General features: G+C 35.5%; 22 protein-coding genes. 2 read left to right on the top strand and 20 right to left on the bottom strand.

The features are described from left to right. Window positions 1-142: 142 nt before the first annotated feature. Together DKK70_RS09325 and DKK70_RS09320 are read right to left on the bottom strand one after the other, a co-directional pair. A complete protein-coding gene (locus DKK70_RS09325; protein ID WP_110433762.1) occupies window positions 143-481 on the bottom strand; it encodes a hypothetical protein in 339 nt (112 codons plus the stop codon). Between the two features lie 133 nt (window positions 482-614). Then, on the bottom strand, window positions 615-830 hold the full coding sequence (locus DKK70_RS09320) for a hypothetical protein (protein WP_110433761.1): 216 nt from the start codon (window positions 828-830) through the stop codon (window positions 615-617). A gap of 3 nt (window positions 831-833) precedes the next feature. On the opposite strand from DKK70_RS09320, the gene DKK70_RS16985 reads away from it, so the two are divergent. Then, window positions 834-998: a SymE family type I addiction module toxin gene (locus DKK70_RS16985; RefSeq protein WP_219999740.1), complete on the top strand. Its 165-nt coding sequence runs from the start codon at window positions 834-836 to the stop codon at window positions 996-998. 41 nt (window positions 999-1,039) lie between these two features. Here the strand turns inward: DKK70_RS16985 and DKK70_RS09310 are convergent, their stop codons facing one another. From DKK70_RS09310 to DKK70_RS09230, 18 genes are all read right to left on the bottom strand, one after another. After that, the gene (locus DKK70_RS09310; RefSeq protein ID WP_086360160.1) at window positions 1,040-1,330 is read right to left on the bottom strand and encodes a hypothetical protein; all 291 of its coding nucleotides are present in this window, start codon (window positions 1,328-1,330) and stop codon (window positions 1,040-1,042) included. Window position 1,331: 1 nt separating this feature from the next. Then, window positions 1,332-1,691 carry a polymorphic toxin type 50 domain-containing protein gene (locus DKK70_RS09305; protein ID WP_110433760.1) on the bottom strand — a complete coding sequence of 120 codons (360 nt, stop codon included), beginning with the start codon at window positions 1,689-1,691 and terminating at the stop codon, window positions 1,332-1,334. A gap of 185 nt (window positions 1,692-1,876) precedes the next feature. Next, entirely contained in the window at window positions 1,877-2,008 is a 132-nt protein-coding gene (locus DKK70_RS17205; RefSeq protein WP_258363922.1) for a hypothetical protein, read from the bottom strand. A 620-nt stretch (window positions 2,009-2,628) separates the two neighbouring features. Then, entirely contained in the window at window positions 2,629-3,171 is a 543-nt protein-coding gene (locus tag DKK70_RS09300) for a hypothetical protein (protein ID WP_110433759.1), read from the bottom strand. Between the two features lie 14 nt (window positions 3,172-3,185). Continuing rightward, window positions 3,186-3,377: a hypothetical protein gene (locus tag DKK70_RS09295; RefSeq protein WP_086353741.1), complete on the bottom strand. Its 192-nt coding sequence runs from the start codon at window positions 3,375-3,377 to the stop codon at window positions 3,186-3,188. A 253-nt stretch (window positions 3,378-3,630) separates the two neighbouring features. Beyond that, window positions 3,631-4,122, bottom strand: coding sequence for a hypothetical protein (locus tag DKK70_RS09290; RefSeq protein WP_110433758.1), 492 nt, complete (start codon window positions 4,120-4,122; stop codon window positions 3,631-3,633). A gap of 143 nt (window positions 4,123-4,265) precedes the next feature. Continuing rightward, window positions 4,266-4,595 carry a hypothetical protein gene (locus tag DKK70_RS09285; protein WP_034901483.1) on the bottom strand — a complete coding sequence of 110 codons (330 nt, stop codon included), beginning with the start codon at window positions 4,593-4,595 and terminating at the stop codon, window positions 4,266-4,268. Then, window positions 4,595-5,827, bottom strand: a complete 1,233-nt coding sequence (locus DKK70_RS09280; RefSeq protein ID WP_110433757.1) for a VENN motif pre-toxin domain-containing protein — start codon at window positions 5,825-5,827, stop codon at window positions 4,595-4,597. The genes DKK70_RS09285 and DKK70_RS09280 overlap by 1 nt, the downstream gene beginning before the upstream one ends. A gap of 806 nt (window positions 5,828-6,633) precedes the next feature. Next, window positions 6,634-7,128 (bottom strand): contact-dependent growth inhibition system immunity protein, encoded by a 495-nt coding sequence (locus tag DKK70_RS09275; RefSeq protein ID WP_110433756.1) that lies wholly within the window; start codon window positions 7,126-7,128, stop codon window positions 6,634-6,636. Between the two features lie 13 nt (window positions 7,129-7,141). Then, window positions 7,142-7,459 (bottom strand): hypothetical protein, encoded by a 318-nt coding sequence (locus DKK70_RS09270; RefSeq protein ID WP_110433755.1) that lies wholly within the window; start codon window positions 7,457-7,459, stop codon window positions 7,142-7,144. Further along, complete coding sequence (locus tag DKK70_RS09265; protein WP_110433754.1) at window positions 7,452-7,943, bottom strand: DUF5376 family protein; 492 nt, start codon at window positions 7,941-7,943, stop codon at window positions 7,452-7,454. Before DKK70_RS09265 ends, DKK70_RS09270 begins: the two co-directional genes overlap by 8 nt. Window positions 7,944-8,207: 264 nt before the next feature. Beyond that, complete coding sequence (locus DKK70_RS09260) at window positions 8,208-8,558, bottom strand: DUF596 domain-containing protein (RefSeq protein ID WP_110433753.1); 351 nt, start codon at window positions 8,556-8,558, stop codon at window positions 8,208-8,210. A gap of 401 nt (window positions 8,559-8,959) precedes the next feature. Then, window positions 8,960-9,385: a hypothetical protein gene (locus DKK70_RS09255; protein WP_110433752.1), complete on the bottom strand. Its 426-nt coding sequence runs from the start codon at window positions 9,383-9,385 to the stop codon at window positions 8,960-8,962. A 3-nt stretch (window positions 9,386-9,388) separates the two neighbouring features. Further along, window positions 9,389-11,368: a VENN motif pre-toxin domain-containing protein gene (locus DKK70_RS09250; protein ID WP_110433751.1), complete on the bottom strand. Its 1,980-nt coding sequence runs from the start codon at window positions 11,366-11,368 to the stop codon at window positions 9,389-9,391. A gap of 583 nt (window positions 11,369-11,951) precedes the next feature. Continuing rightward, the gene (locus DKK70_RS09245) at window positions 11,952-12,446 is read right to left on the bottom strand and encodes a contact-dependent growth inhibition system immunity protein (protein WP_110433750.1); all 495 of its coding nucleotides are present in this window, start codon (window positions 12,444-12,446) and stop codon (window positions 11,952-11,954) included. 13 nt (window positions 12,447-12,459) lie between these two features. Next, complete coding sequence (locus tag DKK70_RS09240) at window positions 12,460-12,639, bottom strand: hypothetical protein (RefSeq protein ID WP_110433749.1); 180 nt, start codon at window positions 12,637-12,639, stop codon at window positions 12,460-12,462. Window positions 12,640-12,762: 123 nt separating this feature from the next. Then, complete coding sequence (locus tag DKK70_RS09235) at window positions 12,763-13,254, bottom strand: DUF5376 family protein (protein ID WP_110433748.1); 492 nt, start codon at window positions 13,252-13,254, stop codon at window positions 12,763-12,765. 3 nt (window positions 13,255-13,257) lie between these two features. After that, entirely contained in the window at window positions 13,258-13,644 is a 387-nt protein-coding gene (locus DKK70_RS09230) for an EndoU domain-containing protein (protein ID WP_258363932.1), read from the bottom strand. Window positions 13,645-13,930: 286 nt separating this feature from the next. Between DKK70_RS09230 and DKK70_RS17525 the strand changes: the two genes are divergently transcribed. Further along, a partial coding sequence (locus DKK70_RS17525; RefSeq protein WP_110433746.1) for a SymE family type I addiction module toxin occupies window positions 13,931-14,090 on the top strand: 160 nt, incomplete at its 3' end.

Raw genomic sequence — 14,090 nt, 5'->3', positions numbered from 1 at the left:
GCCAATAGGGCTTTTATGCAGGTCAGGTTGTATTGGTTAAAGTTGAACAAGACCAAATGATTATCAGGCTTGCTATACAGATCTAGAAAATAATAAAAGGATCCTAGTTCTTAAGTTAGGATCCTAAATTTTTAAGCTATATCTATTCATTAATTGCTTCTATTAAATAATGATCTTTAGCGACAATTTTGAATATTACATTATTATTCCAAACACCACTAAAACTGTAACAATTAAAATTTTTAGGATCTTCATCTGAAAAATAGTCTAGAGTCATGGTTTTAAACGCATCATCTTTAGAAATCGTTAAATGCGATAATTCCTCACCCTCAACACTAAAAGATTGAATAGCAAGTACCTCATAAAACAACAATGACCACTTTTGTTCTTTCCAATCCTGAAAAATTACATTTAAACCTTGTAAATCAGAAGTGAACCTTAATATTTTTCCATCTGATATTTGTAATTCATTAAGCTGCATAACTATTTTCCTGAATGTCTCTCATTTGGTAAAAATCCTGTCCCAGGTCCTAGCTTATAATCTTCAGGTTTTATTTTCTGAATTGCATTTTGTCTTTTAGCTTGATTCCAAGTTAAATTATCAGGTTTTACCTCTATATGGTAATAATGGTATTTGCTGCCTGATTATTATTTATATTATCCTTTGTTTCTTTATAATCACCAAATCCTTTAGACGCTGTAATTATACCAATTAACAATGCCGCTGAATTCTCAAGGGCTATCTGATCACCATTAGCAGCTTTAACAAAATTATCTTTAATTGCATCCCATGCTTGGCCGTTAATGATCGCATTTATGGCGTTTGCCACGGTTTGATCTGCTTTTCTCTGTTGGTTATAGCCTCAACGGCGCGCAAGCCAACACAACTCACCATTAAAGGCCGCTGGATGGAAGCCTTCGGCTTTACTACCCGTCAGCCAGTCATCATCGATGCGCAGCAAGGGTTATTGATTATCAGGATTGAGGAGCTGAGCTAAGAGGTAAAATAAAATCCCCGCGGTTAGGTGGGGATTTTTGCTTACTGATAAAGTGAAAATACTATTTTAGGTAATCGAGGAATAAGATTAATATCATCACAATTGACAAGAAATTCTACATTTGTTGATAATATTTCTGAGTAATCGCCTTCTATTTCCCCTGCGAATGAGTACATAAGATCTTTTTCTTCTTCATCGACTTCACTTGAAATAATAACTAGCACTTGTAGCACCCCAGCACGATCGACGTCTATAGATATCATTCTAAATTTAGGCGATATATTAAATAACATAGCTCTTTGTGCAGATAGTAATAACTGTACATCATTCATTTTATTGCCTTCCTTTATTTGGATTCACGGGTAAAATCTTCGGCGATCCGCTTGATTGAATCATAAATATGTTTGTTGGTTTATTAACATCAGGGAGGCCATTAGGGTTTCCAGTATTAATATATCTTCCCGTAATTCCTTTTACCTCAATAACAACCGTACTTTGTTTAGCATTTTCGCTTATAAGTCTATGATTCCCTGAGTTATAGGCATCCAATACATTTTGAGCATCATCAAGGGAGTTTAAATAGCTTTTATTTGCTAGAACTGTACCTTGAATATGTCTCATTTGTTTCTGTTGGCTGACATTAGGACTATATACAACAGTTCCTGTCTGAGTTGAAACACCACCAGTCCCCATTCCAGCATTCCCCAAGCCTTTCTCATTTACTACATGCTCATCAAAATTACTATTTTTATTAGCCTGTTGATTTGCTGCCTGATTATTATTTATATTATCCTTTGTTTCTTTATAATTTCCACCACCTTGGTGAACGTTTTCTTTTCCATATACTGATTCAAAATAATCTTTATCTAATTTTCCCGTTATATACTAGTTTTACTTTTATTGGCCGTTAATAATTTACTTCCTTTTAATGCTCTATTTATTATAGGTAAAGCAAAATGCCCTTCCAAACCATTAATCATCATCATTATTGCCATGGTTCTACCAGCCATTACTTCAACTTCTTCATCACTGTAACCAAAACTTTTAAAACTTACTACATATCCATTATAAATAGCACGGAATTCATTTGCTGTTGATGATGTTTTGTTTAATCTGGTCTGCTCATCCTCTTTATTAAAGATTGGTTTGAGTTTGCTATGGGCATTTTCGGTATCATGACTGAGTTCATTAATATCTTGTGTTTGTTTATCTTGGTCTCGAATGATTAACTCACCGTCACTGATTGCCGCATGGGTAATATTCGAGGCTTCATCGTTATGGTCATAAATGGTTGGTTGGCCACTGGTCGGTGAAAAAACATTGCTAACAACAACTATTCTAATTGGTTGATTATATTTTTTAGATAATGGTTATTCTGATTTGGTTTATTGAGGTTTATTAGTAAATATAATTGAGGAGTGTATACCGTCTTATTGATATTTGAGTATCCGTGGGCTATTAATAAAGCAATAAGAAGTCGCTGAAGATAATTTTAGACATCAGGATTTGGACATACTAAACGAACTGAATAAAACAACATTAATGTGAAATTAAAATCAGTAATAATATCTATCCCCCCCTTTCCTTAAAATTTTTAGGAAAAGGGGATTAGAGGTAAGTTAAAAAGTAACTAAGTTGTGGTTTTAGGAATTTTACCTGTCCACCAAATTGGTTTTTCATCAGGTTGTAAATTATCGAAAACAGATAAAGGGATCAGCTTGTAGGTAATTAAATCCGGTATTGTAGTATATGCTACCATTACCGGCTGATATTTATAATCGGGATCTGATTTAAACCATTTATAATTTCTTATAGCACATTCAATACACTCATAAAATGCTTCAAAATATTCACCAAAAATTTCAAATAAATTTGATTTAGTTCTATCTAAATCACTTTTAACTTGACCTGATAATATTTTACTCCAATCAAATGCTTCTCTATCCAACTGTTTAAACTCTTTTTCTACCAATTTCATTAATGCTACGGCGGCATCTAACTCTTCTAATTTTAAATAACGACGATATAAGCGGTCAGTAATTATTGACCAATTTTGGTCAGGATATTTAGGTAGAACATAATATGAAATGCAGTCAAAAAATAGCTGCATATCACTATCTGTACCTAATTCATATACTGACCCACCACCTCTGAAACCAATTTTTATTAACATAATTTACTCACCTCCTATTTTGTTTTAAATTCAATTTGTTCAGGCTTAATTATTCCATTTGATTTATTTTTTATACCCTGTTTTATTTTAAATTCCTGTAAGGCAGTCATTTTCTGACCGCGAATATCTATTACAACTAATTGTTGTACTCCTGATGGTAGATGTTTTTTTCTCTCAATGGCTTGTTTGGAAACATTATCAATCAAACCATTAATATTATTTTGTATATCATAATTTTTTACTTCTATTGAACAAGTAGTACCATTACAAAAATCTGGTCTTACACTCCCGTCTGTTCCCCATTTTATCTCTTTACCATCCTTAAAGCTTACCTGAGCATTAAAATCAGGAGTTAACGTTTTACCGGCATCTTTATGAATAGTGCGTTAGAGCTCTTTAACCTGTTCGCCTAACTCTTTTAAGCTAGTAACAATGTTTTATTTGGTCTGCTCATCCTCGTTATTCAAGATAGAAAACTTGATGACTTCCTTCTAAGCTATTATAGAGATCAACCGCCTCTTGCCCTTCGGCAATAAACTCTACATCTATCGGAGCGGGTGGATTATTAGGATCTTCATTGTTCCCTTCTAAAAAGGCTTTATATTGTTCCAGAATATATAAAAGCTGTTCCCTAGTAAGGATCACCTGTTGCCTTTCAACATATTCATTACCAATAAAAACGTAATCGCCGGTAATTAATACCCAATGAGCATTACCAACAGCAAACATGCCGTCCGGTGCTCGACTATTTGCTAAATCGGTTAGATTATTAATCCAGATATTGACTGAGTTAACTGAGTATTGGATTTCATCAAATAGAAAACATGCAATCTCACATACACCGTAACCTTGTTTAGGTGTATATCGAATATTTTCCTCAGGCAACCTTCCTGATGGACAGAATCCATCATAAAAATCCGTCCAATATAAATATATTTTTCTATTTTTCATACATTAGTTACTCGAAGAGATACAACAGACCCAGCAGCGCATCTGTGATATCACCGTTAAGCTTAATCAGTAAAACGGATAGTCAGAATCCACCCTATCATTGAGTTGAGGTTAACTTCACTAATGGCATGTAATGGATCAAATTATATGGGTCCATTCCATGTCAGCTTATTTTTAAGTTCTACAGGAACCATAGCAAAGAGTTCTTTAATAAAACTAACTTGCTTATCATAATTAATAGATATTTCGGTATTACAGTTCTCATAATAATATCGAGCCTGATGATTTAAAAACCAAATATCATGCTGCTCAAATTCAGCATCAAAAATAGTAATTAATAAATTATGAACTAATTCAGCCTCATAATAACATGATATATCTTTCGCCTTTCTAATCGAGTCTTGTGACTGCACGTTTCTTATATAAGTTAATGTTCGTCCTAACATTTCCACATATATTTCATTTTTCTTCATCATGATTTCCTTGTTGGTAGAGGCCGTGCATCAACAGGGACTTTATTAGTTTTATCCCATTTACCATTTTCTAATAGCTTATGGATATATGTTGCATCGCCTGTAGTTTTGTATATTTCTTGAGCTGCTGCCATTCTATGATGACTTTCGGTAATATAATAATTTCCTTTACTATCAATATATCCTGCAATTTTTCCTCTTGTAGCCGTGAACTCAAAACTTCCGTTTAGCATATCGCTTTTCATTAAATCAATTTGAGCAGGATCTCTTAATCCGACTTGAGTACCTTTAATTTCGGGAATACTCCCTTTTACAGCAATATCATCAACCTTATTAACAATATTACCGAGTTTACCTATATTTCCTAATACCTTAGATGGCGCAATTATACTCGTTAACAATGCCGCAGTATTCTCAAGGGCTACCTGATCACCATTAGCTGCTTTAACAACATTACCTTTAATTGCGTCCCATGCCTGACCATTAATGATCGCATCCATGGCATTTCCTATGGTTTGATCTGATTTTCTCAAGTCACTCATTGCTGTGTCACAATAACTCGCCCCTACGGCGCAGCTACTCAAAGCAAGGACTGCATCAAGAACAGTATCTGCAATACCTACACCAAGATCGACTGTATCACCATAAGCAGTCAGTACACCATTGGTGATTTGCGAGATTGTATTTTCACCTACCGTTTCTCTTACCTGATCTTTCCAGTAAGTAATACTGCCTTTATGTTCGTCTCGGATATAGTCACCCACCAAAGAGTTATTCTCAACCGCATTTTTACTACTATTAATAGCTGCACTAGCATCACCAAAATTACCACCGCCGGCAGCTACTGCAAGGCCTGATGCTAGTTGAGATAGTGCGCTGATGGTTTGTTTTTCATCTTCGGTTAACTCGCTGGCATCTTTACCACCATAAAGGGTGTTGATAATTACTTTACTCGCTAGCTCTCCGCTTACTGCACCAACACCTCCTGATAATGCTGAGTTGCCTTGTAGTTCAGCCACTACCGCACCAAGTATTGCATGAGCAATTAAATTGCCGGCAATATCATCGGTTTGCCATTTACCATCTTCACCCATATGCCCGGTGTGCAGTTTTATCTGTTCAGCCAGCCATGGTGCACTGGCGCCAGCTAGGCCGCCGGTTATATCGCCGGTGATAATGCCGGTAATAATTGATACGGCTGAGTCAACGCCTTTACTAAAGTCATTGCCCATTTTGCCATCTTGTGAGTCTTTACCGGCATCTTTATGAATAGTGCGTTCGAGCTCTTTAACCTGTTCGCCTAACCCTTTTAAGCTAGTGACAATGTTTAATCTGGTCTGCTCATCCTCTTTATTAAAGATTGGTTTGAGTTTGCTATGGGCATTTTCGGTATCATGACTGAGTTCATTAATATCTTGTGTTTGTTTATCTTGGTCACGAATGATTAACTCACCGTCACTGATTGCCGCATGGGTAATAACAACTATTCTAATTGATTAATTATTTTTTTGGATAATGGTTATTCTTATTTGGTTTATTGAGATGTATTGGTAAAAATAATCGAAGAGTGTATACCGTTTCATGGCTATTTGAACGCCATGATGAAAAAGGTGCTCATTTGATAGCACCTCTTTATATGTAGACATTTTGAAATTTTCAGCTCAAGTTAATAAGACAAACTTTATGTCTTATTCTTTGGTAGTGCTAGTAAAGATGAGCGTTACTTTTTTGTTTTGATTGAATATTCGATACTTTATCTCAAAACTAGTAACGCTTTTTTAAATATTGATCAGATTAAGTCGGAACTTATATACTTATACCTAATTTCTTCATTTATTGGCATAAAATATTCATTAGCAAAAGCTACTTACGGCTGAGTGAAGTCGGATTCATTACAGATAAATTCATCACGATTAACACTAAAAAGGTAAGCTAATTTTTCAACTTACTAAGTAAAGCACATAATTAATAAATAATTGCTCCATTTCTGCGATAAAAATCGCAGAAATGGCAAACAATAAAAAAAGATATCAAAAAATTAGCGACAACGACTAAATGCTAATCTTAACCCTGCACCAATTTCTTCTGGTGAACTATTGATAGGCAAAACTACATCATCACTTTTGGGCAAACCTCCTCCCCAACCTTCTAGCTTTTCATGAATAGAAGGAGAAATAGTTAAAACGCCATCTCTAATTTCAATTGAGCATTGCATCATCTTTTTAAATAACGCCCGTTTGGTTTTATAACCATATTTGTCCATTAAATTAGCAATCCAATTATTATAGCGTTGTTTGACATTATCTCTATCAAAAAAAGTAGCTATCTCGCTTTGTTCTATTTTTCGGCTTTTAGACAAAGCTAATAGTGCCGCCTGACCCAATTCTTCGTTAGACGCATCTTTTGATAAGCATAGATTTGCTCCATCAGGATCTCTGGCTTTAATTCGGAATCCAGAAAAAGTGCTAATATTGATAAAATCTTGATTTTCATACGCTTCTGCATAAAACCACTCTTGTTTTGTAAAATTCATTATTTCACCTCTGTTACAATAAGTTTAACACCTCGGCTTTTGCCATAATCAATAGCGTTGGATATATATGCCCGGTGTGCAGTTTTATCTGTTCAGCTAGCCATGGTGCACTGGCGCCAGCTAGGCCACCGGTTATATCGCCGGTGATAATGCCGGTAATAATTGATACGGCTGAGTCAACACCTTTACTAAAGTCATTGCCCATTTTGCCATCTTTTGAGTCTTTACCGGCATCGTTATGAATAGTGCGTTCGAGCTCTTTAACCTGTTCCCCTAACTCTTTTAAGCTAGTGACAATGTTTAGTCTGGTCTGCTCATCCTCGTTATTCAAGATAGAAAACTTGATGACTTCCTTCTAAGTTATTATAGAGATCAACCGCCTCTTGCTCCTCGGCAATAAACTCTACATCTATCGGAGCCGGTGGATTATTAGGATCTCTATAGTTCCCTTCTAAAAAGGCTTTATATTGTTCCAGAATATATAAAAGCTGTTCCCTAGTAAGGATCACCTGTCGCTCTTCAACATATTCAGTACCAATAAAAACGTAATCACCGGTAATTAATACCCAATGAGCATTACCAACACCAAACATGCCGTCCGGTGCTCGACTATTTGCTAAATCGGTTAGATTATTAATCCAGATATTGACTGAGTTTATTGAATATTGAAGCTCATTGCCTAGCCATGCTGCAATTTCACATACACCGTTACCTTGTTTAGGTGTATATCGAATATTTTCCTCAGGCAACATTCCTGATGGATAAAACTCTTTATAAGAATCCATCCAATAAAAATATATTTTTCTATTTTTCATACATTATTTACCCTTATTATAAACTGGCCACGCTGTTGCGCCAGTACCACCAGGTTTTTTATAGAAACCTTCCATTTCTATTCCACTTGAAGACGTTCCTGACCACATTTCATCATTTTTAGGATGTGGTTTTGAATTTTCAAAAGCACTTTTTATTTCCTTTTCAGTTTGACGTTTAAGTTAAATAATAAAGTTAATAAATAATTAATTTATTTCTGTAATTTCTATTGCAGAATTGAATAAAAAAATTTTTTATTAGTTAAATTAACAAAACTCTATTGTCCCATCTTTTTTTAACCAAGCGGGCTCAGCAGGACAATCATCAAAATAAAACCAAAGCCCATCCTCCATATCTTCTTCAGTATTAGGGAAGGCCATATAAAATTTTTGTATTTGCTTATCAATAGATCCTTTTAACAAAACCCCTTTTTTATGTAGCTTTAAATAACCATCTTTTAACAACTTGTTTAATACTTCAAAAAAAATTTTTTTATTTTCTTCATATGAATAGTTACTGACTTCACTAGAAGCAGGAAAACATTGCCCCCATAATAAATAGAAAGATCCAAATTCAGAATAAGTCTTTATACGATTATACTCTTGTGATGTTAGCATAGTTAAATTACCTAAATTTCAATTCTATATTTTTAAGACCATTCTCAAGTCTCATCATTTGAGGATTCCCTTTTATATCAACAGTCCAACGTGCTTCGTGTTTTGTCCACTAATTGACTATGGTTATGGCACTTTCTAAGCTAAAACCCAGCACATACAAAGCTCCAATACAACAACCCATTGAATGCTTTTATACCATGGGCTACGCTCCGAACCTTGGTAAACCCAATCCAAGCCCACAGATGATCATTAAAGGGCGCTGGCTTGAATAACTTGGTTTTACCACCGGTAAACCCGTGGTGATTAAAATTAAGCAAGGAAAGTTGATTGTTAAACTTGCGAGAGATAGATCGCAGATATAAAAAATCCCAGTTTTTGGCTGGGATTTTTTGTTCTCATAATTAGTTATTACTTATTTTATTTTCTAAAGAACTTAAAACTGCCAACTCCACTTTATCTGCTTTTGGTTTCACTTTATCAATAGCATTTTTAATACTTATCATATAATTAGTAAAATCTATATTTGAAGATAAAATTGAATTAATTGCATCTAATGCTTTCATAGATAATTCTTTATTACTACGCTCTATAGCATAAGTTAAAATTGGTAAAACCATTATATTGGTTGTATTATCTATTGATTCACAAAAACGAGCCAACCAATTATCAGATTTATTTATTATAATATCCGTTAATGCCAACCAGTCTTTATTATCAAATTTATCTATAAGTTCACTAGCATGTAAACTACCAATATCGTGCCAATAGTCATTAGCTTCAATATGATCAGAAAACAAACTAATATACTTATCAAATGAATCAAACATAACTTATTGTCCTTTAAATTGTTCAATTGTCATACAGCCTTTACCACAAGGATAACCTGCTGTTACATTATTTCCAATCTTGATTACTTCAACTTTTACACCATCAATAGTAGATTGATGCAATGATGCACCATCAGACGCTCTCGTTGCCACTGATTTTGAACTCCCTGTGGTAGTAACTGCATTCATAATTTTTGTATCACTCCAACTTTCAGGGAAGAGCGTACTTGTTTTAATTTTAGAAAGGTTTCCGTCATCAAATTGAGTAAGAAATTTAACAACTCTAGTTCCATCCGAATTAACAGATATTACTTCAACAGCATATTGAGGATTAGAATCACTAATTTGCCCACTATGGCCTCCTTTAATTCGATTTGTATTTTGACCATTTTCTTTAACAACTCTTTGACCATATAAAATTTTCTGCTCCATTTCTAACGAAATGATTACTTGAACGTTTATTGGTTTCTTCGCAATATCAACACCAAATTGTTTTGTTAATGCTGGTGATGCTTTAATTGCACTAATACCGCCAAGCAAATACATCGCTGAAACATAACTCCCCGCCATGTGACGAGCTTCTTGTTCACTGTACCCAAAATTCCTAAATGCTTGAGTATAACCTTCTAATATATTATAAGCAGTTTGAGCTTCCAGTGATGTACCACTAAGCAGATGTTGTATTTCCATGTAACCAATTTGAGCATTTGGAGGATTTAAATAAGTTAAATGCTTATAAGTTTTTAAAGCATCGTAGGCTTTCTGGCGTTCCACATGGCATTCATCACTATTTACATCAATACACGCATTTATTAATGCATCACTTAAACTATCATCTTTAAGACGAAGTTCAAGTAATTCCATTTTTTCTTCATCTGTTAATATACCTTTTCTTTCTTTGTATTCTAAACCTTTTTTGGTTTGATGCTCATCTGAGTTTAAATAATTATTCTCAACCGCATTTTTACCCCCGGCAATAGCGGTATTTACATCTTGAGTATCGCCACCTAAGGCTGCGGTTGCCAGACCAGTGGCAAGCTGGGTTAAGGCACTGATGGTTTGTCTTTCTTCTTGAGTTAATTTATCAATATCTTTATCAGGATAGAGTATACCTGCTATTATCTCAGCACCTCGTTCGCTGCCTGCTGCCCCTAAGCCACCGGCGATAGCCGAATTTCCTTGAAGCTGCGCCACCACAGCCCCCAAGATGGCATGACTGATGGTATTGGCCACATAATCTATTTCTGTTTTTCCTGTTTCCGGATTGTAGTGTTCGGTCGCTTGTTTTATAGCACTCGCAATTTTTGGCGCTAATGCGCCTGCTGCGGCGCCGGTCATATCACCTGAGATAATGCCATTAATTAAGCTTACCGCCATTTCAACACCTTGACGCATGTCACTACCCATGGCTGACATGCCTTCATTCATGGCTTTGTCATAAGCTTTTTTATAAATTTCTTCTTTCTCTTTCTCGGTAAGAATTCCACCATTTTCGTTATTTTTATCAGCTTTCGCTTCTGCTTCTTCAAGCGCTTTTTTCGCTTTGGCTGTGGCTTGTATCTTATCTATATTATTGAGCATGGTCAGCGTTTGACCACCAATCTCACTGACTAACCGTGTTTGGTCAATAATGCTCTGCTCTTTATCTTTATTAAAGATGTGTTTGAGTTGATGATTTGCATCCTCAGTATCCCGACTTAAGCTATTAATATCTTGCTGTTGACCCTCTTGGTCACGAACAATAAGCGTTCCTTCTGATACCGCAGAGTGAGTGGTTGATTTTTTGTTACCATCATTGTTATAACTACTTGGTGGCGTAGGCATACCGCTGGTGTTAATCCCTGCGCTACTACTACTGACTTTGAAGTCGGCTTTGTTTTCGATATCACTAAAGCTTATTGTGCCGGTATCGAGTCTGTTTTTGCGGGTATCGTCTGCCTCAGAGGCAATCACCGCCCCTTTTAAGTCAGTGTTATTGCCCACCGTGATATCATATCCGCCTTTGCCGGCAAACAACCCTAATTGGTTGATTATATTTAGCTAATGATTATTTTGAGTTGGTTTATTGAGATGTATTGGTAAAAATAATCGGGGTGTGTATACCGTTTCATGACTATTTGAACGCTATGATGAAAAAGGTGCTCATTTGATAGCACCTCTTTATATGTAGACATTTTGAAATTTTCAGCTCAAGTTAATAAGATAAACTTTATGTCTTATTCTTTGGTAGTGCTAGTAAAGATGAGCGTTACTTTTTTGTTTTGATTGAATATTCGATACTTTATCTCAAAACTAGTAACGCTTTTTTAAATATTGATCAGATTAAGTCGGAACTTATATACTTATACCTAATTTCTTCATTTATTGGCATAAAATATTCATTAGCAAAAGCTACTTACGGCTGAGTGAAGTCGGATTCATTACAGATAAATTCATCACGATTAACACTAAAAAGGTAAGCTAATTTTTCAACTTACTAAGTAAAGCACATAATTAATAAATAATTGCTCCATTTCTGCGATAAAAATCGCAGAAATGGCAAACAGTAAAAAAAGATATTGAGGAATTAGCGACAACGACTAAATGCTAATCTTAGCCCTGCACCAATTTCTTCTGGTGAGCTATTAATAGGTAAAATGACTTTATTACTTTCGGTAAAATCGTCCCCCCCCCAACCTTCTAGCTTTTCATGAATAGAAGGAGAAATAGTTAAAACGCCATCTCTAATTTCAATTGGGCATCGCATCATCTTTTTAAATAACGCTCGTTTGGTTTTATAACCATATTTGTCCATTAAATTAGCAACCCAATTATTATAACGTTGACTGATATTATTGTTGTCAAAATAGATGTATTCACTTTCTTTTATTTTTCGGCTTTTAGACAAAGCTAATAGTGCCGCCTGACCTAATTCTTCGTTAGACGCATTTTTCGATAATAATAGATTTTCACCATCAGGATCTCGGGTTCGAATACCACAATATGAAAAAGTGCTAATATTGATAAAATCTTGATTTTCATACGCTTCTGCATAAAACCACTCTTGTTTTGTAAAATCCATTATTTCACCTCTGTTACAATAAGTTTAACACCTCGGCTTTTGCCATAATCAATAGCGTTGGATATATATGCCCGGTGTGCAGTTTTATCTGTTCAGCCAGCCATGGTGCACTGGCGCCAGCTAGGCCGCCGGTAATAATACCGGTAATAATTGATACGGCTGAGTCAACGCCTTTACTAAAGTCATTGCCCATTTTGCCATCTTGGGAGTCTTTACCGGCATCTTTATGAATAGTGCGTTCGAGCTCTTTTACCTGTTCGCCTAACTCTTTTAAGCTAGTGACAATGTTTAATCTGGTCTGGTCTGCTCATCCACGTTATTCAAGATAGAAAACTTGATGACTTCCTTCTAAACTATTATAGAGATCAACCGCCTCTTGCCCCTCGGCAATAAACTCTACATCTATCGGAGCAGGTGGATTATTAGGATCTCTATAGTTCCCTTCTAAAAAGGCCTTATATTGTTCCAGAATGTATAAAAGCTGTTCCCTAGTAAGGATAACCTGTTGCCTTTCAACATATTCATTACCAATAAAAACGTAGTCGCCGGTAATTAATACCCAATTAGCATTACCAACACCAAACATGCCGTCCGGTGCTCGACTATTCTCTAAATCGGTTAGATTATTAATCCAGATATTGACTGAGTTTATTGAATTTTGAAGCTCATTATTTAGCCATGCTGCAATTTCACATACACCGTAACCTTGTTTAGGTGTATATCGAATATTTTCCTCAGGCAACCTTCCTGATGGACAGAATTCATCATAAAAATCCGTCCAATATAAATATATTTTTCTATTTTTCATACATTATTTACCTTTATTATAAATCGGCCACGCTGTTGCGCCTGTACCATTTGGTATTTTATAGAAACCTTGCATTTCTATTCCACTTGAAGACGTTCCTATCCACATTTCATTATTTTTAGGATGTGGTTTTGAATTTTCAAAAGCACTTTTTATTTCCATTTCCGTTTGACGTTTAGACCAATGCTTAGGGAAGAATGTTGTTTCCCCCTTCTTTTTATACCAATTACCTGTAGCAGGATCTCTGACCTTTATATATCCTTTCGTGACACCATTTGCATCGGCTTCACCTGTCCATTTATATACTTGAATATTTGGATCTTTTAAATAATGCCCTCCTGTTCCAACCTTCGTGCCGTCTCTATAAGTCTTAATCTCACCATTTAAAATGTGATCGGTATTGATTGTTACCTGAGTATCTTTACCTGCTTGTTGTTGAACTAAGTCGGTCGGTGTTGGTGATGGTTTAAAGTCTTCGAGATACTCTCCTACTTTACCTTCTGTACTCGTCGTGCCTTTTCCAGCATTATTTTAAAACATCAGGCTAAGCAGTTGATTGGTTAAAACAGGGCGGCTAAAGAAGAAGTAAAAGCTAATGCAGTAAACAATAGCGCAGCATTAAGGTGCTCGAACACCTTAACACTGCTAACCACAACTAACTATCGAGGAGTTAACTATGGCTAAGGCACATTCTAAGCTAAAATCAACTACATGCAAAGAACCTGCACCACAACCCAACGAACGGTTTTATACCATTGGCTACGTGCCACAAGGCATAAAACCTAACCCACGACCACAACTGACCATTAAAGGCAGGTGGCTGGAGCAGATAGGCT

The sequence above is a fragment of the Gilliamella apicola genome (assembly GCF_003202655.1).
GTDB lineage: Bacteria > Pseudomonadota > Gammaproteobacteria > Enterobacterales > Orbaceae > Gilliamella > Gilliamella apicola_R.
This window is presented reverse-complemented; position numbering and strand designations above follow the sequence as displayed.